This window comes from Streptomyces sp. CB01201, assembly GCF_002803085.1.
In the GTDB taxonomy this organism is placed as follows: Bacteria; Actinomycetota; Actinomycetes; order Streptomycetales; family Streptomycetaceae; genus Streptomyces; species Streptomyces hundungensis.
In genome coordinates this window covers 75,837-97,199 of sequence record NZ_NNBJ01000001.1, presented here as the reverse complement: position 1 = coordinate 97,199, position 21,363 = coordinate 75,837, and the positions used below count along the sequence as shown (strand labels likewise).

Annotated in this window: 18 protein-coding genes; 10 read left to right on the top strand and 8 right to left on the bottom strand. The window is 72.7% G+C overall.

Annotated elements, in window-relative coordinates; all coding sequences use genetic code 11:
* Nucleotides 1-403 precede the first annotated feature (403 nt).
* Nucleotides 404-1,846, top strand: coding sequence for an adenylosuccinate lyase (purB, locus tag CG740_RS00455; RefSeq protein ID WP_199846283.1), 1,443 nt, complete (start codon nt 404-406; stop codon nt 1,844-1,846).
* A 13-nt stretch (nt 1,847-1,859) separates the two neighbouring features.
* Nucleotides 1,860-2,405 (top strand): G/U mismatch-specific DNA glycosylase, encoded by a 546-nt coding sequence (mug, locus tag CG740_RS00450; RefSeq protein WP_100573574.1) that lies wholly within the window; start codon nt 1,860-1,862, stop codon nt 2,403-2,405.
* Between the two features lie 208 nt (nt 2,406-2,613).
* Here the strand turns inward: mug and CG740_RS00445 are convergent, their stop codons facing one another.
* The 3 genes from CG740_RS00445 to CG740_RS00435 form a co-directional block, all read right to left on the bottom strand.
* Entirely contained in the window at nt 2,614-3,048 is a 435-nt protein-coding gene (locus CG740_RS00445; protein ID WP_100573573.1) for a hypothetical protein, read from the bottom strand.
* 66 nt (nt 3,049-3,114) lie between these two features.
* Nucleotides 3,115-3,861 carry an ABC transporter permease gene (locus CG740_RS00440; protein ID WP_100572842.1) on the bottom strand — a complete coding sequence of 249 codons (747 nt, stop codon included), beginning with the start codon at nt 3,859-3,861 and terminating at the stop codon, nt 3,115-3,117.
* Between the two features lie 3 nt (nt 3,862-3,864).
* Nucleotides 3,865-4,797 carry an ABC transporter ATP-binding protein gene (locus tag CG740_RS00435; RefSeq protein WP_100572841.1) on the bottom strand — a complete coding sequence of 311 codons (933 nt, stop codon included), beginning with the start codon at nt 4,795-4,797 and terminating at the stop codon, nt 3,865-3,867.
* 107 nt (nt 4,798-4,904) lie between these two features.
* Between CG740_RS00435 and CG740_RS00430 the strand changes: the two genes are divergently transcribed.
* From CG740_RS00430 to CG740_RS00420, 3 genes are all read left to right on the top strand, one after another.
* Nucleotides 4,905-6,080: a sensor histidine kinase gene (locus CG740_RS00430; protein ID WP_100572840.1), complete on the top strand. Its 1,176-nt coding sequence runs from the start codon at nt 4,905-4,907 to the stop codon at nt 6,078-6,080.
* A gap of 93 nt (nt 6,081-6,173) precedes the next feature.
* Nucleotides 6,174-6,824, top strand: a complete 651-nt coding sequence (locus tag CG740_RS00425) for a response regulator (RefSeq protein ID WP_100572839.1) — start codon at nt 6,174-6,176, stop codon at nt 6,822-6,824.
* 88 nt (nt 6,825-6,912) lie between these two features.
* Entirely contained in the window at nt 6,913-8,070 is a 1,158-nt protein-coding gene (locus CG740_RS00420; protein WP_100572838.1) for an ROK family transcriptional regulator, read from the top strand.
* 104 nt (nt 8,071-8,174) lie between these two features.
* Here CG740_RS00420 and CG740_RS00415 read toward each other — a convergent pair whose 3' ends face one another.
* Nucleotides 8,175-8,939: a GntR family transcriptional regulator gene (locus tag CG740_RS00415; RefSeq protein ID WP_100572837.1), complete on the bottom strand. Its 765-nt coding sequence runs from the start codon at nt 8,937-8,939 to the stop codon at nt 8,175-8,177.
* A 353-nt stretch (nt 8,940-9,292) separates the two neighbouring features.
* Between CG740_RS00415 and CG740_RS00410 the strand changes: the two genes are divergently transcribed.
* The 4 genes from CG740_RS00410 to CG740_RS00395 all read left to right on the top strand — a co-directional run bounded on the left by CG740_RS00410 (nt 9,293) and on the right by CG740_RS00395 (nt 15,184).
* On the top strand, nt 9,293-10,165 hold the full coding sequence (locus CG740_RS00410) for an alpha/beta fold hydrolase (RefSeq protein WP_100572836.1): 873 nt from the start codon (nt 9,293-9,295) through the stop codon (nt 10,163-10,165).
* Nucleotides 10,166-10,304: 139 nt separating this feature from the next.
* Nucleotides 10,305-11,861, top strand: coding sequence for an alkaline phosphatase D family protein (locus CG740_RS00405; RefSeq protein WP_100572835.1), 1,557 nt, complete (start codon nt 10,305-10,307; stop codon nt 11,859-11,861).
* 166 nt (nt 11,862-12,027) lie between these two features.
* Nucleotides 12,028-13,419 (top strand): GNAT family N-acetyltransferase, encoded by a 1,392-nt coding sequence (locus tag CG740_RS00400; protein WP_100572834.1) that lies wholly within the window; start codon nt 12,028-12,030, stop codon nt 13,417-13,419.
* Between the two features lie 88 nt (nt 13,420-13,507).
* Nucleotides 13,508-15,184, top strand: a complete 1,677-nt coding sequence (locus tag CG740_RS00395; RefSeq protein WP_100572833.1) for a DUF885 domain-containing protein — start codon at nt 13,508-13,510, stop codon at nt 15,182-15,184.
* 143 nt (nt 15,185-15,327) lie between these two features.
* On the opposite strand, the gene CG740_RS00390 is transcribed toward CG740_RS00395, so the two are convergent.
* Nucleotides 15,328-15,840, bottom strand: coding sequence for a rhodanese-like domain-containing protein (locus CG740_RS00390; protein WP_100572832.1), 513 nt, complete (start codon nt 15,838-15,840; stop codon nt 15,328-15,330).
* Nucleotides 15,841-15,934: 94 nt separating this feature from the next.
* On the opposite strand from CG740_RS00390, the gene CG740_RS00385 reads away from it, so the two are divergent.
* Nucleotides 15,935-16,381, top strand: coding sequence for an Lrp/AsnC family transcriptional regulator (locus CG740_RS00385; protein WP_100572831.1), 447 nt, complete (start codon nt 15,935-15,937; stop codon nt 16,379-16,381).
* Here the strand turns inward: CG740_RS00385 and CG740_RS00380 are convergent.
* From CG740_RS00380 to CG740_RS00370, 3 genes are all read right to left on the bottom strand, one after another.
* Nucleotides 16,346-19,393, bottom strand: coding sequence for an AAA family ATPase (locus tag CG740_RS00380; RefSeq protein ID WP_100572830.1), 3,048 nt, complete (start codon nt 19,391-19,393; stop codon nt 16,346-16,348). The genes CG740_RS00385 and CG740_RS00380 overlap by 36 nt on opposite strands.
* Entirely contained in the window at nt 19,390-20,544 is a 1,155-nt protein-coding gene (locus tag CG740_RS00375) for an exonuclease SbcCD subunit D (RefSeq protein WP_100572829.1), read from the bottom strand. Before CG740_RS00375 ends, CG740_RS00380 begins: the two co-directional genes overlap by 4 nt.
* Nucleotides 20,545-20,704: 160 nt before the next feature.
* On the bottom strand, nt 20,705-21,331 hold the full coding sequence (locus CG740_RS00370) for a YigZ family protein (RefSeq protein WP_100572828.1): 627 nt from the start codon (nt 21,329-21,331) through the stop codon (nt 20,705-20,707).
* Between the last annotated feature and the right edge of the window lie 32 nt (nt 21,332-21,363).

The window sequence follows — 21,363 nt, the reverse complement described above, 5'->3', positions numbered from 1 at the left end:
CTGAGGCAGCGGGCGACGCGGGCTCGGAGGTCGTTCATACGGAAGCACGGTCGGGCCTGCCGGGCTGCCACTCCGCGTGGCCGCCACCGACCGCGGGCCGCCCGCCTCGGCAAGCGGGGGCACGGTGAACCGGCGAGCACTGACGCCCGAACCGGCGGTGACCGACCATGTCCGGGCTGTAGTCAGATCCTGCGCTCTGGCCCACGCGCGGTCCCTCGCGGTCCCCGACAGCACCAGGGCTGACCGTCCGTACTCCAGCCCAGCGGGAGCGCCGTCTCACACACATCTCACGGGCCTCCCCAACCGGCACGCCCCGGGGCAGCACCCCGGGGCAGCATGGTCCGGAGCCCCGGACCGCAGGACAGTACGGAGGCCCCCCGGACAGACAGTAAGCTCTGGACACGTGACTGCTGTGTCTGCGAAGCCTCGCATCCCGAACGTCCTGGCCGGCCGCTACGCCTCCGCGGAGCTCGCCGTCCTCTGGTCCCCCGAGCAGAAGGTCAAGCTGGAGCGCCAGCTGTGGCTCGCCGTACTGCGCGCCCAGAAGGACCTGGGGATCGAGGTGCCCGAGGCAGCGCTCACCGACTACGAGCGCGTCGTCGACCAGGTCGACCTGGCCTCCATCGCCGAGCGCGAGAAGGTCACCCGGCACGACGTGAAGGCCCGCATCGAGGAGTTCAACGCGCTCGCGGGGCACGAGCAGGTCCACAAGGGCATGACCTCGCGCGACCTGACCGAGAACGTCGAGCAGCTCCAGATCCGGCTCTCCCTCGAACTGATGCGGGACCGTACGGTCGCGGTCCTGGCCCGCCTCGGCAAGCTGTCCGGCGAGTACGCCGAGCTGGTCATGGCCGGGCGCTCGCACAACGTGGCCGCGCAGGCCACGACGCTGGGCAAGCGCTTCGCGACCGCTGCCGACGAGCTGCTCGTGGCGTACGGCCGACTGGAGGACCTGCTCGCCCGCTACCCGCTGCGCGGGATCAAGGGCCCGGTCGGCACCGCCCAGGACATGCTGGACCTCCTCGGCGGGGACGCCTCGAAGCTGGCCGATCTGGAGCAGCGCATCGCGGGCCACCTCGGCTTCGCCCACGCGTTCACCTCCGTCGGCCAGGTCTACCCGCGCTCGCTCGACTACGACGTGGTCACCGCGCTCGTACAGCTGGCCGCGGCGCCGTCCTCGGTCGCCAAGACGATCCGCCTGATGGCCGGGCACGAGCTGGTCACCGAAGGCTTCAAGCCGGGCCAGGTCGGCTCGTCCGCGATGCCGCACAAGATGAACACCCGCTCCTGCGAGCGCGTGAACGGCCTGATGGTGATCCTGCGCGGCTACGCCTCGATGACCGGCGAGCTGGCGGGCGACCAGTGGAACGAAGGGGACGTCTCCTGCTCGGTGGTCCGCCGGGTCGCGCTGCCCGACGCGTTCTTCGCCTTCGACGGCCTGCTCGAAACGTTCCTGACGGTGCTCGACGAGTTCGGCGCGTTCCCGGCCGTCGTCGCCCGCGAGCTGGACCGCTATCTGCCGTTCCTGGCGACGACGAAGGTCCTCATGGCCGCCGTGCGTGCCGGTGTCGGCCGGGAGGCCGCACACGAGGTCATCAAGGAGCACGCGGTGGCCTCCGCCCTCGCCATGCGCGAGCAGGGCGCAGAGCGCAACGAACTCCTCGACAAGCTGGCCGCCGACGAGCGCATGCCGCTCGACCGGGCCCAGCTGGACGCGCTGATGGCCGACAAGCTGTCCTTCACCGGCGCTGCCGGCGACCAGGTGGGCACCGTGGTCTCCCGCATCGAGGAGATCGTCAAGCAGCACCCCGCCGCGGCCGGTTACGCCCCCGGCTCGATCCTCTGAGCGTGCCCCCGTGCTGACTCCCGAGGAACTCCAGGCCGCTCGCGACACCGTCATCCCCGACGTGATCGCGGGCGGTCTGTCCGTCCTCTTCTGCGGCATCAACCCGGGCCTCATGTCGGGTGCCACGGGCCACCACTTCGCCCGCCCCGGCAACCGCTTCTGGCCGGTCCTGCATCTGTCCGGCTTCACCCCACGACAGTTGAAGCCCGCCGAGCAGAACGAACTCCTCTCCTACGGACTCGGCATCACCAATGTGGTGGCCCGGGCCACCGCGCGGGCCGACGAGATCGACGCCGAGGAGTTCCGCGAGGGCGGACGCCTCCTCGCCGCGAAGGTCGAGCGGTTGCGGCCCCAGTGGCTGGCCGTCGTGGGCGTGACCGGCTACCGGACGGCCTTCGGCGACCGCAAGGCCAGGATCGGTCCCCAGGACCACACGATCGGCACGACCAGGGTGTGGGCGCTGCCCAACCCCAGCGGGCTCAACGCCCATTGGACCGCCCGGACCATGGCCGAGGAGTACGCCCGGCTGCGCCTCGCGGCACAGGGCGACCCGACCTAGCCCCGACCTAGCCCCGGCCTGCGTCACCGTACGGGCGTGGTCGGCGGAACCCTGCGACCTGGCCCAGGCCTGCATCACGTATAGGCGTGGTCGGCGGAACCCTGGCGCGCCGGGGAGTTGGGCCCTGCTGTGCGGAGCCGCGCGGGCGGCCCGGTCGTCGAGATCGAGGACGGCTCCGGCCCAGGCCCGGGATGGGCCGACCTCCGCACTACGGTGGGTCGATCTCCGTCACCGTGACGCTGAGGTCCCAGCCCGGGCCCTCCGCCTCAAGATCGAGGCCGATCGCGATCCAGCGGCCGTCCATCCGCCACAGGTGCAGAAAGTCGAACCCGACGGCGAACTCGGCCCAGGGCTCCGGTATCGACTCGCCCGCGACCAGCCGGGCCTGGGCGCTCCAGAGGCTTATCCACTGCGGCTCCTCCCAGCGCCGGGTGAGCTCCGCCACCAGGGCATCGTGGTCGACGACGCACTGGGCACGCTTTTCGAGGCGTTCCGTCAGGTCCTCCCATTCCTCTTCGTCGGCGCTCAGGCATGAGCAGTGGTATCCCGGCCCGCTCACACCCGAGCCGCTTCGGCTGCGCTCCGCGGGGAACTCCCGGGAGCGCAACCAGTCGATGTGCTGGAGATACAGGGCGGTGGTCATGCCGTCAGTAAACCGCCAGGCACTGACAATTGGCGTGCCGTCAGCCTCCACTGCGATGCCATTCGGTCAGGCGTCGCGCCGCCACAGTGCCCACCAGCCGGCGCCCACCGCGAGCGCCGTCCACGCCACGAGAACCGCCGTCCCGCTCCACGGCCCGAGCGCCCCCGCGGGGTGCTGGAGCAGGATCTGCTGTCCTGCCCGATCGGGCAGGAAGTCGGCCGCGCCACCGCCCTGCGACATGTCTCCCACCACGAACGGCAGTATCAGGAACAGCGGCACGAGCACGCTGAGGGCGCCGGTGACGCTGCGCAGCACGGCGGCGACTCCCGCGGCCAGCAGGCTGATCAGAGCCAGGTAGCAACCGCACCCGACCACCGCGCGCAGCGCTCCCGGATCGGAGATGCCTACGCCGAAGCCCTGGTCCATCAGGGCTTGGCCCCCGAGGAAACTGATCAGGCTCGCCACAAGACCGACCGCGAAGACGCAGCCGCCGAGCGTCGCGAGCTTGGCCGCGTAGAACAGTGTCCTGTTGGGCACGGCCGCCAGGGATATCCGGATGCCCGCGTTCTTGTACTCCCCTCCCATCGCGATGACTCCGAAGACGATCGCGGCCAACTGCCCGAAGTTCAGGCCGTAGTAGGAGAAGAGCACCGGGTCGAAGTCCGTACTGCCGGGCGTCGGGCGGCCGAGGGTGCCGCAGATCAGGAGGGACAGGCCCGCCGTCGCCAAGGGCACTGCCAGCAGGGCGCCGACCAGGGAGCGCAGCGAGCGTATTTTGATCCACTCGGCGTGCAGGGCTGCGGGGTAGGACACGGTTCAGGCCTCCTGGTTCGAGGTCGGGGCGGCGGAGGCGTACTCCGCCTCGTCTGTGGTCAGGTCGAGGTAGGCCTGCTCCAATGTGGCCTCCTCCTGGGCGAGTTCGAGGACCGGGATGCCTTCTCGGGCGGCGATCGCGCCGATGTCCTCTACGCGCGCGCCCTCCACCGTCCAGCACCCGTCCTCCCGCTGGACGGGGTCCAAGCCCTTGCCGAGCAGAAGGCTCCGAAGACGGCCGCCCTCCGTGGTGCGCAGCCGGACCCTGGGCTTGATCCGGGAGTCGATGAAGTCACGCATCGCGGTGTCGGCGAGGAGCCGGCCGCGGCCGAGGACGACCAAGTGGTCGGCGAAGGACGCGGTCTCATGCATGAGGTGGCTGGAGACGAGCACCGTTCTGCCCTCGCGGGCCAGTGAGCGCATCAACTCCCTTGTCCAGACGATCCCTTCGGGGTCAAGGCCGTTGGACGGCTCGTCCAGGACGACGACGGCCGGATCACCGAGCAGGGCGGCCGCCATGCCGAGCCGCTGGCGCATGCCGAGGGAGAACGTCCTGATACGGCGCCCAGCGACCGCCGCGAGCCCCGCTTGTTCCAGCACCTCGTCCACGCGCCGCACCGGTATGCGATTGCTCGCCGCGAGGGCGCGCAGATGGGCGCGGGCCGTACGCGAGCCGTGCGCGGCCTGAGCGTCGAGGAGCGCCCCCACTTCCCGCAGCGGCTCCGCCAGGTCCGCGTACCGGCGGCCGCCGATCAGCGCGGTGCCGGACGTCGGCCGGTCGAGGCCGAGCAGAATGCGCAGCGTGGTGGACTTTCCCGCGCCGTTGGGGCCGAGGAAGCCGGTCACCCGGCCGGGCTCGACCGCGAACGTGAGCCGGTCCACCGCTCGGGTGGAGCCGTACTCCTTGCGGAGGTCTTGGACGTCGATCCGTGTCATGCCCCAAGCGTGGCCGTCCACGCAGGTCGGGCACCTCCCCCGACGGAGGGGAACGTCTCCCCCGTGCGGGGGAGCCACGACGTGGATCGCGCTGGGACGATGGCCGAATGCACCGCTTCCTCCGCCTGCTGGCCCGCCCGGTCACCTACACACGATGGCTCCACCTACTCATTCCCACTGCGTTCGTGGCCATTTGGCTCTTCATCGACATGGATCACGCGTGGGTCGTCGGGCTGCTCGTCGTGCCGCTCGGGCTGATACCCGCGGTGCGGCTCGAAGAGGGCATTCAGGCGCAGCTCCTGCTCACCCCTCGCGAGCGCGGCAGGCCTGACGCGTCGATCGCGGTCGCGCCGTCGGCCACCTGGCGTGACCGCTGGCGGACCGTGCTCTGGCTGGAGGCACGGCTGGCCCTGTCCGCCGTCACCATGGTGGGAACCGTCTGGCTTCCGGCGATGTCCGTGGACCTCGTCGCGCGTGGCTTGGGCGGCCCTCCGGTCATCTACGGATGGATGGCGCCCTGGCTGCCGGCCCACGCCTGGCTCATACCGTTCGCCCTGGTGCCAGTCGCGGTGATGCTTCTGTGTCTGGTGCCGGCCGGACGCCTCATCACCTTCGTCGCGCGCACGCTGCTCGGGCCCTCGGCCTCCGAACGGCTCACCGCGCTGGAGGAGCGGACCGAGCTGCTGCTGGAGCGCAACCGCATCGCCCGCGAGATCCACGACTCCATCGGCCACGCGCTGACCGTCGCGGTGGTGCAGGCGGGTGCGGCCCGTGCGGCCGGGGACCCGGCGTTCACCGACCGTGCCCTCGCCGCGATCGAGGAGACGGGCCGGGCCGCCCTGGAGGATCTGGAGCGGGTCCTGCTCGTGCTGCGTGAGACAGGGCTTCCGGCCAGCCAGCGCCCCACGCTCCTGGAGGCCGATCGGCTCATCGAGTCGGCCCGTGGCTCGGGTGCCGAGGTGGAGGCGGAGTTCACCGGCCCGCTCGAACTGGTCCCCGGACCGGTGTCGCGGGAGGGGTACCGCATCCTCCAGGAGGCGCTCACCAATGTTCTGCGGCACTCGGGTCCGGTGCCCGTGCGGATCCGCATGGCCGTGCTCGGCAGCCGACTTGAGATGGACGTGACCAATCCGCTGACCGGGGCGGCGCCCGGCGGAAAGGGCGGCAGCGGGCTACGGGGGATGCGGGAGCGGGCCGCGCTGCTCGGAGGGGAGGCGGAGACGGGGGCGTACGAGGGCGAGTGGCGGGTGCGGGTGCGGCTGCCCCTGGACACCCTGATCTGACCCGGGACCGGCCACCTGATCCGACCCGGGACCGGCCGCCGGGTTGTCCACAGGCCGTCCGGCCGCTTCCGGGGCAGCCACTACGCTGGCCAAATGCCGGTAACCGTACTTCTGGTCGACGACGAGCCGCTGGTCCGCGCGGGTCTGCGGGCCGTGCTTGAGGCCCAGCCCGACATCGAGGTGGTGGGGGAAGCGGCCGATGGCGCGGCGGTGATCCCCCTGGTGCGGCAACTGCGCCCGGATGTGGTCGCGATGGATGTACGGATGCCGCTCCTGGACGGCATAGAGGCGACACGAGCGGTGCTGCGCACGGTCGACGACCCGCCGAAGATCCTGGTCGTGACGACCTTCGAGAACGACGAGTACGTGTACGAGGCGCTGCGGGCCGGGGCCGACGGGTTTCTGCTCAAGCGCGCCCGGCCGGCCGAGATCGTCCACGCGGTGCGACTGGTCGCGGAGGGCGACTCGCTCTTGTTCCCGGCCGCGGTGCGCGCGCTCGCCTCCGAGTACGGCAAGGGTTCCCCGCGGACCGCCCTGGCGGAGGCGGCGCTCACCGAGCGGGAGGCCGCGGTCCTCCGCTTGATGGCCCGCGGGCTCTCCAACGCGGAGATCGCCGCCCGGTTGATCGTCGGTACGGAGACGGTGAAGACCCATGTCAGCGCGGTGCTCCAGAAGTTGGGCGCCCGGGATCGCACCCAGGCGGTCATCGCCGCGTACGAGTCCGGATTCGTGGCCCCGAGCTGATGCGCCTCCGTTACCGGCCGCCGCTCGCCGTACACCTGACCAGCGAGTACGATCCGGCAGACACGCGCACGAGCTGGGAGGACACACGTTGGGGCGGCTGACCGGCGGGGACCCCTCTCTGCTGCGGAGGATCAATTCCGCGGTGGTGCTGCACGCCCTGAGGGGCGCGGAATCTCCCACGCTGACCGATTTGACCCGTATCACCGGTCTGTCCCGACCCACGGTCGAGGGCGTCGTCGACGGCCTGATGGAGGCGGGGCTCGTCGTCGAGTCCGCGCCCGAGGAGGGCGAGGCCCGGCGTCAGGGCCGGCCCGCGCGGCGCTTCCGGTTCCGCGCCGAGGCCGGGCATCTGCTCGGCATAGAGATCGGCCCGCACCGGGTGGCGGCGCTGCTCTCCGGCCTGGACGGCCGGATCTTCGGGGCGGGTTCGCGCGAGGTCCCCGAGACCGCTTCGGCCGACGAGCGGCTTGAACGGGTCCGGATGACCGTCGCCGATGTGCTGCGCCGGGCCGGAGTGGCGCGCAGTTCGCTGCGCGCGGTCGGCGTCGGCAGCCCCGGGATCGTCGAGGCCGACGGCACCGTGCGGCTCGGCACCGCGCTGCCCGACTGGACGGGGCTTCCGCTCGGCGAGCGGCTGCGACGTTCCTTCCGCTGTCCGGTCCTGGTCGAGAACGACGCCAACGCCGCGGCCGTGGCCGAGCACTGGAAGGGCGCGGCCGCCGATTCCGACGACATCGTCTTCGTGATGGCCGGGTTGAGCCCGGGCGCGGGCTCGCTGATCGGTGGCCGGCTGCACCGCGGCTTCGGCGGGGCGGCGGGTGAGATCGGCGCGCTGCATCTGCTCGGCCGCGATGTCACCCCGGAGAAGCTGCTCTCCACGACGGGCGAGCCCTTGCACCCGCTGGACGAGCAGGCCGTCGCCGATGTGTTCGCGCTGGCCCGGCAGGGCGACCAGCGGGCGCAGGCGGCGGTGGAGCGATTCCTTCAGCGGCTGGTGCACGATGTGGCCGCCCTCGTGCTCGCCCTCGACCCGGAGCTGGTCGTCGTGGGCGGTTGGGCGGCCGGGATCGACGGCGTACTGGAGCCGCTGCGCAGGGAGTTGGCGCGTTACTGTCTGCGGCCGCCCCGCGTGGTGCAATCCATGCTGGGCGAGGCGGTCGTGGCGACGGGCGCGCTGCGGCTCGCCCTGGACCACGTCGAGGAAGAGCTGTTCGCCGTCGAGGGAACCGTGACGGCCCGGCGCTGAGCCACCCCGTACGAGCCCACGACGTCCCAGGTGCCGTCACGGCGCTTCGGCCCGCCGCTCTCCGGGAGCTGCGGGCCGTACGGTTTCCGGCGGTGGACCGCGGGTCAGGAGGCGCGGCGCTGCTGGCCCGGGTGGCTGATCTCCACATCGCCCGAGTCCCCGAAGGTGAGGCGGCAGGTGTCGGCGCGGTAGGTCGCGACGGAGACCGCCATGGTGCGGCCCTCGGCGAAGTAGCGGGTGGTCACGACGAGGACGGGGGCACCGGGGAGCCGGTCGAGTTCCTTGGCGTCGTCGGCGCGGGCCGAGCCCAGTTCGACGGCGCGGTCCTGGCCTTCGAGGTCCAGACGCTGGAGTTCGCGCAGCACGGCACGGCCGCGGGCCGGGCTCGGGGGCACGTCGATCGCGGACAGCTCGGGCACCGAGCCGGCCGGAACGTAGAGCAGCTCGGCGGCGACGGCCTGGCCGTGTGCCACGCGGGTGCGGCGGACGATGTGCATCTCCTCGCCCCCCGCCGCGCCGAACAGGCCGCGCACCGCGGCGGGCGGTACGGCGGTCGTCGCGTCGGCGGTCTGCCAGTCGTCGCCGGGCGCACCGGGCCAGTCGTGCCGGGCGGTGGCGACCGAGACGGCGGTGCGCGGCGGGGCGACGGTGGTGCCGACGCCGCGGCGGCGCTGGAGCCTGCCTTCGAGTTCGAGTTGCTCAAGGGCCTGGCGGAGCGTGGCGCGTGCGACACCGAACCGGGCCGCGAGGTCACGCTCGTTGGGCAGGATCTCGCCCACCGCGAAGTCCGAGTCGAGTGCCTCGCTGAGTACCGTCTTGAGGTGCCAGTACTTCGGTTCCGGCACCGATTCCAGCTGCGTGGTCCCCACCCTGATCCTCCGCAATCGCCGTGTCCGCGGCGGCTTTCCGTGCCCTTGTTTATTAAAGGTTCCTGCACTAACTCTGCGACCATAGGGCGGCCCACCCCCTTGGTCAAGACCAATCCTCGTTCCGTTACGGAGCGCACACGAGGGTTGCCGCAGAGCGTTCACACGACGTTCGTGCCGTCGTGAAGGGCCTGCGACAAAGGGCCCGCTTCGGGAACGGCCGGGGCTCGGGCCGCGAACGGCGAGAGCCGCCCGGCCACCCCCTGTCCGGTATGTCTCTTGAACTCCAAGCTACCGAGCGGTAGTTGTTGCTGACAGGATGTCCAACCGCGGACCGCGGGACAGGGAGCAGCCCCATGAGCGCAGAGGTCTCGTTCACGATCGACACCCCCCTGGGGAGCCGCTCCACCTCGGTCACCTACCGGCGCGAGGGCAGCGGCGAGCCGCTCCTCCTGCTCCACGGCATCGGCCACCACCACCAGGCCTGGGACCCGGTCGTCGATCTCCTCGCCGCCGACCGCGAGGTGATCGCGATCGATCTGCCCGGCTTCGGCGCCTCGCCCGCACTGCCCGACGGCGTCTCCTACGGCCTGGCCACCGTGGTGCCGGTCCTTGGTGCGCTGTGCGCGGCCCTCGGCATCGACCGGCCGCACGTCGCGGGCAACTCGCTCGGCGGGCTGCTCGCCCTGGAACTGGGCCGCGAGAAGCTCGTACGGTCCGTGACGGCGCTCTCACCCGCGGGTTTCTGGACGCCGTCCGAGCGGCAGTACGCGTTCACCGTCCTGCGCACCATGCGGCACGCGGCGAAGGCTCTGCCGCTCCCGGTCATCGAGCGGATGTCGCGCACGGCCGCCGGGCGCACCGCGCTGACCAGCATGATCTACGCCCGGCCCGCCCGGCGCTCCCCCGAGGCCGTGGTGGCCGAGACGCTGGCGCTGCGCAACGCCCCGGGCTTCGAGCAGACCCTGCTCGCCGGGCAGGGGGCCCGCTTCACGGACGACGTGCCCGGCGTTCCCGTGACCGTCGCCTGGGGCAGCAAGGACCGGCTGCTGCTGCGCCGCCAGGGCGTACGCGCCAAGCTCACCGTCCCCGGCGCCCGGCTGGTACGGCTGCCGGGCTGCGGTCATGTGCCGATGAACGACGACCCCGCCCTGGTCACCCGCGTCATCCTGGACGGAAGCCGCCCGGTGGGCGCCCTTCCGGCGCGTCCGACGATCCAGCTCGCCTGATCCGATCCCCCGCACCGCCTCACCGGTCCGGCCCACGGGGGCGCGGGCCGGTTGTTCACCCGGTGTTCGCACGCGCGCCGCAGGCGCCCACTAGGCATGGCTGGGCAGCCAGCGACCACCTCCCCAGGAGGCGACACCGATGCCCAACCGCCGTTCCGTACTGAAGGGTTCCCTCGCCGCGTCGGCGGGCCTCGCCCTGCCGACCGGGCTCGCCGCGGCCCCCGCGTTCGCCCGCTCGGGGCGCCCGAGCGCCTCCTGGGGCGTCCAGGCCGGCGACATCACCGCCTCCTCCGGGCTCATCTGGACGCGCTCGGACCGTCCGGCCCGGATGCTGGTGGAGACGTCCGCGACCGAATCCTTCCGCCGCGCCCGCAGATGGCGGGGCCCGTTGCTCGGCCCGGGGACGGACTTCACCGGCACCACCGCGCTGCGCGGCCTGCCGGCCGGCGAGCAGATCCACTACCGGGTCACCCTGTCCGACCCCGACGACCCGGACCGTACGAGCCGACCGGTCACCGGCACCTTCCGCACCGCGCCCGACCACCGGCACGACGACGTGCGCTTCCTGTGGTCGGGGGACATCGCGGGGCAGGGCTGGGGCATCAACCCGGACCTCGGCGGCTACCGCGTCTACGACGAGATGCGGCGCCTGGACCCCGACTTCTTCCTGAGCAGCGGCGACAACATCTACGCGGACGGCGTGATCCTGCCGAGCGTCACGCTGCCGGACGGGCGGGTCTGGCGCAATGTGACCACCGAGGAGAAGTCGAAGGTCGCCGAGACCCTCGCCGAGTACCGCGGGAACTTCCGCTACAACCTGCTCGACGACAACGTCCGCGCGTTCAATGCCCAGGTGCCGTCCATCGTGCAGTGGGACGACCATGAGGTGCGCAACAACTGGTACCCCGGGCAGATCCTCGACGACGCCCGCTACACCGAGAAGAGCATCGATGTCCTCGCGGCCCGTTCCCGGCGGGCGTTCAGCGAGTACTTCCCGATCTCGACGCTCGGCACCGGCGACCGCGCGGGCCGGGTGCAGCGGGTGCTGCGGCACGGTCCGCTCCTGGACGTGTTCGTGCTCGACATGCGCACCTACCGCAACGCCAACTCCCCCGACCGGCAGCCCGACGACCGGGTCGGGATCCTCGGGGCCGAGCAACTCCAGTGGCTGAAGCGGGAGTTGGCGCGTTCGCGTGCGGTGTGGAAGGTCATCGCCGCGGACATGCCGCTCGGGATCGTCGTCGTGGACGGGGCCACCGATTTCGAGGCGGTGTCCCAGGGCGACCCGGGAGCCCCGCTCGGGCGCGAACTCCAGCTCGCGGAGCTGCTGCGGTTCATCAAGCACCGCCGGATCACCGGCACGCTGTGGCTGACCGCCGACGTGCACTACACCGCCGCCACGCACTACGAACCCGAGCGGGCGGCGTTCCAGGACTTCGCGCCGTTCTGGGAGTTCGTGTCGGGGCCGCTCGCCGCGGGCGGCTTCCCCGCGAACAAACTGGACGGTACGTTCGGCCCGCGCCCGGTCTTCACCCATGCGCCGGCCGCGGCCAACGCCTCTCCCCTGGAGGCACCGCCGAACTTCGGCGAGATCGAGATCGACGGTGCGTCGGGCGACCTCACCGTGCGGCTGCGGGCACAGGGAGGTTCGGTACTCTTCACCCAGGTGCTGCGGGCCGGCCTCGTCGGACAGTGAGGCCAACGGCACGGGTCGGCAGCACGGGTGGGCAGGCCGGACGGCGGAGGCGATCGCTCCAGACCACGACCCGTGGAAAACCGCCAAAAGAGCATCAGAAGCACACTTAACCCGTCAGTCACAAAACGTTCGTGATCACGCAACACCGCTGCGTCACAGTGATGCCATGACGGATATCCAAGGACAGATCTCCCACAAGACCGCCCGCCGCCGTCACCACTGGCGGCGGGACCTCGTCGAACTGGCCGCGCTCTTCACGGCGGTGGCCGTCGCCGACGGACTCTCGAATGTGGTCGCACACGGTCCCGACGGGCCGTTCCTGCTGGTCGCTTCGGCCGTGGCACTCATCGCCACGGCGGTCTTCCACATCTGGTGGGCCCGCCGCAACAGCCACTCTCCCCCGTTCCCGGACACCGGCGGTACGAGCGATACCGACGCCACGGCGACCGACGACGAGGGCGGCAGCACGCCCCGCGAGACGGCGCTGTGGCGGATGCGGACGACCGTACGGGACGCGCCCGGCAGCCTCGCCGCGCTGTGCACCGTCCTCGCCGAGCACCGTGTGGACATCCTCACGCTCCAGACCCACCCGCTCGCCGACGGCACCGTGGACGAGTTCCTGCTGCGTACCCCGGCCGAACTGTCGGCCGCCGACTTGTCCCGGGCCGTCGCGGCGGCCGGCGGCGCCGACACCTGGACCGAACGGGCCGACGCCCACGACCTGGTCGACGCGCCGACCCGGGTGCTCGGCCTCGCGACCCGGACCGCTCTGGACGCGGCCGAACTCCCGCTCGCGCTGCGCCAGTTGCTCGGGCGCTGCACCATCCACTCGTTGCCCGCCGTCTCCCTGACGGGCCGCGCCACCGGCGAGACCGCCCCGGTCGAGGGCGTACTCGAAGCCACCGTCATGCGGCTGCGTGATCCCAGCGGCGGGGCGATCACCATCGAGCGGCCCCATCTGCCCTTCACCCCGACCGAGTTCGCCAGGGCGCGCGCCCTGGTCGAGCTGGACGCCCGGCTCGGCCCCCGCGTGCCGCGCGGCGAGGACGTCCTGACGCTGCCCGAGGGCAACGAGATCACCGTGCGACGCGCCGCCCCGAGCGACCTCGAAGCGGCCAAGGCGCTGCACGAGCGCTGCTCCGACCGCACCCTCGGCCTGCGCTACCACGGGCCCGTGGCCGACGCGGACCGCTACCTCGGGCACCTGCTCAGCCCGCGATACGGCCGCACCCTCGCGGTGCAGACCGCGTCGGGGCGCCTGGTCGCGCTCGGCCATCTGCTCTGGGACGGCGACGAGACCGAGGTCGCGCTGCTCGTCGAGGACTCCTGGCAGCGTCGCGGCATCGGCTCCGAACTGCTGCGCCGGTTGGTCGAGTTGGCCGTGGAGGCCCGCTGCGACAGCGTGTACGCCGTCACCCAGTCCTCCAACACCGGCATGGTCGCGGCCATGCGCGGCCTCGGGCTGCCCCTCGACTACCAGATCGAGGAGGGCACCCTGGTGGTCACGGCCCGCCTCGCCAAGAGCCCCCGAGTGAGCTCCACCACTCGGCGCGGATAGGCACCGCGCGGGTGCTCCGGGCACCCCTGCCAGGTGTCCCGGCAAGATGGGTGGTGACGCGGAGCCCGCGCTCAGAGAGGATGTCCGCATGCCAGACACTTTCAGCAGCGCGCTGCCCCGCCAGGTCGCCGACGCCTACGTCGACGCACTCATCGAACTCGACCCGATCACCGGGAGCTATCTGGGCGTCAGGGCGAGCCACGCCCTGCTGCCCGACTTCTCCCCCGCAGGACTGTCGGCCCTGGCCGACCTGGCGCGCGCCACGCTCGCCCGCCTCGACGAGGCCGAGCGCCTGCCCGGCGCGGACAGCGACGCCGAGCGGCGCTGCGGCAGGCTGCTGCGGGAGCGCCTGACCTCCGAACTCGGCGTGCACGAGGCCGACGAGGGGCTGCGCAAGGTCAGCAACCTCAACTCGCCGGTGCACGACGTCCGGATGGCGTTCACGATCACGCCGACCGAGACCGAGGAGGACTGGCGCGCGCTGGCCTCCCGGCTGCGCGCGGTGCCCGCCGCCCTGGAGGGCTACCGAGCCTCGCTCGAACTCGGCCTGGAACGCAAGCTGTCCGGTGGCCCGCGAGCCACCGAGACCGTGGTCGGCCAGCTCGGCGAGTGGGTCGACACCGGCTTCTTCGAAGGCCTCGCCGCCCCCGGCCCCGAATCCCTGCGCGCCGAACTCGACTCGGCCGCCGCCGAGGCGTCCGCCGCCCTGACCGCCCTGCGGGACTGGCTGCGCGACGTGTACACGCCCGGCATCGAGGGTGCCTCCGACACGGTGGGCCGCGAGCGCTACCAGCGCTGGTCGCAGTACTACAACGGCACCGCGCTCGATCTCGACGAGGCGTACACCTACGGCTGGTCCGAGTACCACCGGCTGCTCGGCGAGATGAAGACCGAGGCCGCCAAGATCCTGCCCGACGCGGGGCCCTGGGAGGTGCTGGCCCACCTCGACGAGCACGGCGCGCACATCGAGGGGGTCGACGAGGTCCGCGACTGGTTGCAGTCCCTGATGGACGAGGCCATCGAGGCGCTCGACGGGAGCCACTTCGAACTCGCCGAGCGGGTGCGGAAGGTGGAGTCCCGCATCGCGCCGCCCGGCGGCGCCGCGGCCCCGTACTACACGGGCCCCTCCGAGGACTTCTCGCGCCCCGGCCGCACCTGGCTGCCCACCATGGGCGAGACGCGCTTCCCGGTGTACGACCTGGTGTCGACCTGGTACCACGAGGGCGTGCCGGGCCACCACCTCCAGATCGCGCAGTGGGTGCACATCGCCGACCAGCTCTCGCGCTACCAGGCGACCGTCGGCCAGGTCAGCGCCAACGCCGAGGGCTGGGCCCTGTACGCGGAACGCCTGATGGACGAGCTCGGCTTCCTCACCGACCCCGAGCGCCGACTGGGCTACCTGGACGCGCAGATGATGCGCGCCTGCCGGGTGATCATCGACATCGGCATGCACCTGGAGCTGGAGATTCCGGCGGATTCGCCGTTCCACCCGGGCGAGCGCTGGACGCCGGAGCTGGCCCACGAGTTCTTCAGCGGCCACAGCAGCCGGCCGGCCGACTTCGTGCAGAGCGAGCTGATCCGCTATCTGTCGATGCCGGGGCAGGCGATCGGCTACAAGCTGGGCGAGCGGGCCTGGCTCCTCGGGCGGGCGAACGCCCGGGCCCGTCACGGTGACGCCTTCGACCTGAAGGCCTGGCACATGGCGGCCCTCTCGCAGGGTTCGCTCGGCCTGGACGACCTGGTCGACGAGCTCTCCAAGCTCTGAGGTCCCGGCGGGGGCGGCCTTCTCAATGAGCCGCCCCCACAAGGGAGTTCGTCCGTTCCTGGGACCGTCAGCCGCAAGTCCGGCGGTCCCGGCATCCCCGCCTGCCAGGAGTCCGGCGTCCCGGGGCGCCGCCGCGAAGGGGTTCAGCAGCCGCAGTCGTCCGCGCCGAGCGGGGCGGTCAGCGGGTCGGCGGCGCGCCGCTCGCTTCTCTCCCACGTCTCGAAGGCGAATCCCTCGCGCACCCAGTACTCGAAGCCGCCCAGCATCTCCTTGACCCGGAAGCCGAGTTCGGCGAGGGCGAGGGCGGCGCGGGTGCCGCCGTTGCAGCCGGGGCCCCAGCAGTAGGTGACCACGGGCACGGACTTGTCCAGGAGCCGCTCGGCCTGTTCCGCGATGAGTGCGGTCGGCAGGTGGACGGCGCCGGGCACATGGCCCTGGTCCCAGGACCCGGTGGAACGGGAGTCCAGGACGACGAACCCGGGTTCGCCGCCGTCGGCGAGGGCGGCGGCCACGTCGGAGACGTCCGCGTGGAAGGCCAGGGAGGCACGGAAGTAGGCGGCGGCGTCGGCCGGCGCGGCCGGGGCGACGCGCAGGACCGGGTTGTCCGGAGCCGAGAGCGGGGCCGGGGCGGCAGGGGCGGTGAGCTGTGTCGTCATGGCTGAAAATCTAGGGGCCGCCCGTCCCGTGCGAAAGGTCCGAACCCCGGGGCATCCCTTGATCTGCCGGGGATTTCACGGTTGTCTGGGCGGCATGAACGCGTATTCCCCGGACGCCACCGACTGGCGCATATTGGAAGCCCTGCAAGAGCGGGGCCGGGCCACCTTCGCCGAGCTGGCCCGGACCGTCTCGATGTCGGCCAGCGCCGTCACCGAGCGGGTGCGCCGCCTGGAGGAGGCCGGGGTGATCGCGGGCTACACGGCCGTCGTCGACCAGGAACGCCTCGGCCGGCCCATCCTCGCCTTCGTGCGGCTGCGCTATCCCAACGGAAACTACAAGCCGTTCCACGATCTGGTGGCGGCGACTCCGGAGATCATGGAGGCCCACCACGTCACGGGCGACGACTGCTTCGTCATCAAGGTCAACGCCCGCTCGATGAGCCACCTGGAGGAGATCGCCGGGCGGATCGGCACGCTGGGTTCCGTCACGACGAGCGTGGTCTATTCATCCCCGCTGCCCCGGCGCGCGATCGGCCACTGAGCCGGACCTCACGATCCCCCGCAGCCGCACCGCGGACCCCGTACGGTCCTTCACCACTTCGAGCTGGGCGGGGATGCGCCGACGCAGATCGCCCACGTGGCTCACGATGCCCACGCTGCGGTCGCGTTCGCGCAGCGAGTCCAGGACGTCGAGGACCTCGTCCAGGGTCTGGTCGTCGAGGCTGCCGAAACCCTCGTCGATGAACAGGGTGTCCAGGCGTGCGCCACCCGCCTCGTCGGTGACCACATCGGCGAGGCCGAGGGCCAGGGCGAGGGAGGCGAAGAACGTCTCCCCGCCGGACAGGGTCGCGGTGTCCCGCTCCCGGCCCGTCCAGGCGTCCACCACATGCAGCCCGAGGCCCGAGCGCCCCCGGCCGCCCCGGGCGTCGGAGTGGACCAGGGTGTAGCGGCCGCCCGACATGCGCTGGAGCCTGGCGGTGGCGGCGGCCGCCACCTGCTCCAGACGGGCGGCGAGGACGTAGGACTCCAGGCGCATCTTGCGCTCGTTGTCGGCGGAGGTGCCCGCGGTGAGCCCGGCGAGGGAGGCCACGCGCTCGTACTCCTCGCGCAGCGGCCCGATCCGCCGGGTCTCCTCGACGGACCGGGCACTCAGGGAGCGCAGTTCCGCACAGCGGGCCCGGGCCGCCGCGAGGGCGGACGCCGCGTCCCGCAGGGCGCGATCGGCGACGGCGGCCTCGGCCGCCGCTTCCTCGGTCCGGGCCGGCGCGGCCCGGCCCGCGGCGGCCGTCTCCGGCTCGGCGAGGCGGGCGCCCACCGTGGCCTTGCGCTGCTGCCAGGCGTCGAGCCGGTGCTGGATGTCCCGCTGGCCGCGCTCGTCGACCAGGGCGGCGGAAGCCGCGGCGGGGGTGTCGAAGCCGGCCCGGAACGCCGCCTCGGAGAGCCGCCCGTCGGCCTCCTTGAGCCGGGCGGCGCTGTCCTCGACGGCACGGACCGCCTCCGCGGCCTCCGCGAGGATGGCCGCGCGGTGTTCGAGCAGACCGGCCTGTTCCGCGACACTGGCCGCGCCCGCCCGCACCTGGCTCAACTCGCTTTCCAGCGCGGCCTGTTCGCGGTCCAGGGCCTCTCGGCTCGCGGTGCGGGCGGCGATGTTCTGCTGCGCGGTGCGCTGGGCGGCCAGGCGCTGCTCGTACTCCCGCTCCGCCGCGGCCAGCGCGAGCCGGGCCTCGTGCAACCCGCCCGCCGCGTCCCGCGCCACGCGGTGCTCCCGCTCCAACTCGCGCGCCGCATCGGCCAGTTCGGCCACACTTGCGGCTCCCGCCTCGGCCCGGGCGCCCGCGATCTCCTCGCGCACCGAGGAGAGGGCGGCCTCGGCCTCGGCCCGACGGCGTTCCGCGTCGCGGTGGGCCTGCTGCGCCGCGTCCTCGGTGGCGCGGTCGACCTGGCCGGTGCCGGGGCGCGCGGGCGCGGGGTGCTCGGCGGAGCCGCACACCGTGCAGGGCTCGCCCTCCTGGAGGCGGGCGGCCAGCTCGGCCGCGATGCCGCGCAGCCGCTCCTCGCGCAGCGTCAGCCATCGCTCGTGCGCCGCGTTGGCGGCTTCGCGGGCGCTCTCGTGGCGGCGCTCGGCCTCGCCCAGGCGGTCCTGCAACGCGTCGCGTTCGCGGGCGGCGGCGAGGCGGCGGCGGGCCGGTTCGAGCTGTCCGGCGAGGTGTTCGGCGCGGGTCGCCGCCTCATGGGCGGCCTCGATACGGGTCTGGTGGTCGAGCCGGGTGTGCTCCCAGCGCCCGAGCCAGTCCGCGGTGTCGGTGAGCACGCCCTCGTCGGCGCGGGACCGCTGGTCCAGACGCGAGCGCTCCTCGTCGATCTCGATGCTGCGGCGCTCGGCCCGGCGGGCGGATTCCAGCGCGCCGAGGTCCTGGCGCATCCGGCGTTCCAGGGCGGCGAGTTGATCCGCTCCGGCCTCGGCGAGGTCGGGGTGCAGACGTTCGCGCGAGCGGTCCCGTTCGGCCGTCGCGGTGCGGTGGTCGCGCTGGGCCTGCTCCCGCCACTCCAGAGCGGGCGCGACCCGTTCGGCCTTGCGGGCCGTCTCCAGGCGAGCCCTCAGCTCCTCCTGCTCGGGCCCTCGGGCCGCCAACTCGTCGGCCTCCGCGCGGGCTTCGGCATACCTAGCCTGGAGCGCTGCGAGTTGCCCGGCCTCCTCGGCGAGGCGGCGGGCGCGGTCCTGCCTGCGCTCGGCGGCGGCGAGGGCGGCCGAGGCGATGTCCAGGCGTTCGGTTGCCGCGCTGCGCGCGACGGCCGCCCACTGCAGGACGGCGGAGGCGAGGCCCGGGTCGCCGGGCCGGGCGTCGGGCAGCGGCCAGGCGCGGGCCTGATAGCCGTCGCCCGCGGCCTGCGCCATCCGCTGGGCGAGCGCGAGCAGCCGCTCGTCGCCCTCCTTGACCTGGCGCTCCGCGGTTCTGCGCAGCTCGGCGAGCCGGTCCTCCACCGCGGCGAACCGGCGGGTGTCGAAGAGCCTGCCGAGCAGCTTTCCGCGCGCCTCGGCGTCCGACCTGAGGAACTTGGCGAACTCGCCCTGCGGCAGCAGCACGACCTGGCAGAACTGCTCCCGGCTCATCCCCAGCAGCTGCCCGAGCTCCTCGCCGATCTCCTGGTGCGAGCGGCTGAGCGCCTGCCAGGCGCCCTGTGACGGGTCGTATTCGCGCAGCCAGGTCTGCGCCTTCTCGGTGGTGACGCCGCTGCCGCGCTTCTTGGGCCGGTCCTGCTGCGGGCGGCGGGTGACCTCCAACCGCCGCCCGGCGACGGTCAGTTCAAGGAGCACCTCGGTGAAGACGTCCGGCGCCGCGTGGTCGCTGCGCAGCGGTGTGCCGGGGCTCTGGCGGGCGCCGGGCACCGCGCCGTACAGGGCGAAGCAGACCGCGTCGAGCACCGAGGTCTTGCCGGCGCCCGTCGGGCCGTGCAGCAGGAAGAGCCCGGCCGTGGACAGCGCGTCGAAGTCGACCTCCTGGCTGCCCGCGAAGGGGCCGAAGGCGGTGACGCGCATGCGGTGCAGTCTCACCGGGCCACCTCGCGCACCCCGTCGTCGACCCGCACGGCGTCGAACGCCCCTTGCAGGACGGTCCGTTCACGGTCGTCGGGGCCGCTGCCGCCGCGTACGTGCGCCACGAAGTCCTCCGCGATCTGCTGGTCGCTGCGGCCCTTGAGCCGCTGCGCGTACGAGGCCCGCGGGTCGCCGTCGGCCCGTTCGGGGTCGAAGAGGAGGCTGAGGGTGCCCGGGAAGCGGGCCCCGATCCTGGCCATGGCGTCGGCGGGGCGCACCGCGTCCGTCAACGTGGCCTCCACCCAGGCCTGTTCGTGCCGGGCCAGGGCCGGGTCCTCCAGGAGTTCGTCCAGGTGGCCGCGGATGCGGGCGAGGGGGCGGGGCACCGGGCAGTCGATCCGCTCGGCCGTGACGGCTCCGTCGGCGGCGAGGTCGACCAGCCACATGGACTTGCGGTGGGTGGCCTCCGAGAAGGAGTAGGCGAGCGGCGAGCCCGAGTAGCGGACCCGCTCGGTGATCGTCTGGCTGCCGTGCAGGTGGCCCAGGGCCACGTAGTCCACGCCGTCGAAGACCCCGGCGGGCACGGCGGCCACTCCGCCCACGGTGATGTCCCGTTCGCTGTCGCTCGGCTCGCCGCCGGCCACGAAGGCGTGGGCCAGGACGATGGAGCGGGTCCCTTCCGGGCGGGTCGCGAGGTCGGCCCGTACGCGCTCCATGGCCGCGGCCAGCACCGCCTCGTGGCCGGCCTTCGGCGCGGCCAGTTCGTCGCGGACCAGGGCCGGCTCCAGATACGGAAGCCCGTAACAGGCGACGTCGCCGATCATGACGGGGGTGCCACAGCCCGCCGGGTCGGTGCGCAGGTGGATGCCGGCCCGCTCGATCAGACCGGCCCCGACACCGAGCCTGCGCGCCGAGTCGTGGTTGCCGGAGATCATCACGGTCGGCACCCCGAGGTCGGCGAGGCGGTGCAGCGCCCGGTCGAAGAGGTCGACCGCGGCGAGCGGCGGCACCGCGCGGTCGTACACGTCCCCGGCCACGAGGACCGCGTCCACACCCCGGTCACGCACCGTCGCCACCACGTGGTCGACGAACGCGGCCTGGGCACCGAGCAGATCGACCCGGTGGAAGGACCGGCCCAGGTGCCAGTCCGAGGTGTGCAGAACTCTCATGATCCCCGAGGGTAACGGTGGGGTACGACAGCCCGGGCGGCAACGGGGACATCCCGTCGTCCCGGGACCCCCTCACCACCGCCCGTTTTGTCCTCGAAATCCCTTTCCGGGGACGCCGGATGCTGGGCCCTCCTGTCCCGAACATCCCCTTCCGCGTGCTTCACGCGTCCCCGTACGCCTCTCCGCCGAGCTCCAGGGTGGCCGTGCCGGCGGTGGCGTCGGCGAGCCAGGAGCGGAAGCCCTCGACGTCGGCCTCGGGCAGGCCGATGCCGATCGTCACGGCCTCGGCGTACCGGACCTCGCGCACCGCGCGCCCCGTCGCCCTCAGGTCGTTCTCCAGCTTGCCCGCACGCTGGTGGTCGACCGTGACCGTGGCGAGGCGGAACCGCCGGCGCACGACGGTGCCGATCTCGTCCAGGGCCTCGCCGACGACGCCTCCGTACGCCCGGATCAGACCGCCCGCGCCCAGCTTCACGCCGCCGTAGTAACGGGTGACGACGGCGACCACATAGCGCACCTCGCGCCGGGTCAGCATCTGGAGCATGGGCACTCCGGCGGTGCCGCCGGGCTCTCCGTCGTCGCTCGCCTTCTGTACGGAGGCGTCGGCGCCGATGACGTAAGCGAAGCAGTTGTGGCTGGCCGTCGGGTGCTCCTTGCGGACGCGGGCGACGAAGTCCTGCGCTTCCTGTTCGGTGGCGGCGGGCGCGAGCGCGCAGAGGAAGCGGGACCTGTTGATCTCGCTCTCGTGCACGCCCTCTCGGGCGACGGTGCGGTACTGCTCCTGCATCCGACCACCCTATGCGCCGCCGCGCACCCGTC

What these genes read in the sequence shown, in the direction of transcription:
- CG740_RS00435 (WP_100572841.1), bottom strand. Translation starts at nt 4,797, where the DNA reads ATGACACGGATCGACGTCCAAGACCTCCGCAAGGAGTACGGCTCCACC.
- CG740_RS00405 (WP_100572835.1), top strand. Translation starts at nt 10,305, where the DNA reads ATGCCCAACCGCCGTTCCGTACTGAAGGGTTCCCTCGCCGCGTCGGCG.
- CG740_RS00400 (WP_100572834.1), top strand. Translation starts at nt 12,028, where the DNA reads ATGACGGATATCCAAGGACAGATCTCCCACAAGACCGCCCGCCGCCGT.
- CG740_RS00370 (WP_100572828.1), bottom strand. Translation starts at nt 21,331, where the DNA reads ATGCAGGAGCAGTACCGCACCGTCGCCCGAGAGGGCGTGCACGAGAGC.
- CG740_RS00410 (WP_100572836.1), top strand. Translation starts at nt 9,293, where the DNA reads ATGAGCGCAGAGGTCTCGTTCACGATCGACACCCCCCTGGGGAGCCGC.
- CG740_RS00395 (WP_100572833.1), top strand. Translation starts at nt 13,508, where the DNA reads ATGCCAGACACTTTCAGCAGCGCGCTGCCCCGCCAGGTCGCCGACGCC.
- CG740_RS00425 (WP_100572839.1), top strand. Translation starts at nt 6,174, where the DNA reads ATGCCGGTAACCGTACTTCTGGTCGACGACGAGCCGCTGGTCCGCGCG.
- CG740_RS00445 (WP_100573573.1), bottom strand. Translation starts at nt 3,048, where the DNA reads ATGACCACCGCCCTGTATCTCCAGCACATCGACTGGTTGCGCTCCCGG.
- CG740_RS00385 (WP_100572831.1), top strand. Translation starts at nt 15,935, where the DNA reads ATGAACGCGTATTCCCCGGACGCCACCGACTGGCGCATATTGGAAGCC.
- CG740_RS00430 (WP_100572840.1), top strand. Translation starts at nt 4,905, where the DNA reads ATGCACCGCTTCCTCCGCCTGCTGGCCCGCCCGGTCACCTACACACGA.
- CG740_RS00375 (WP_100572829.1), bottom strand. Translation starts at nt 20,544, where the DNA reads ATGAGAGTTCTGCACACCTCGGACTGGCACCTGGGCCGGTCCTTCCAC.
- CG740_RS00390 (WP_100572832.1), bottom strand. Translation starts at nt 15,840, where the DNA reads ATGACGACACAGCTCACCGCCCCTGCCGCCCCGGCCCCGCTCTCGGCT.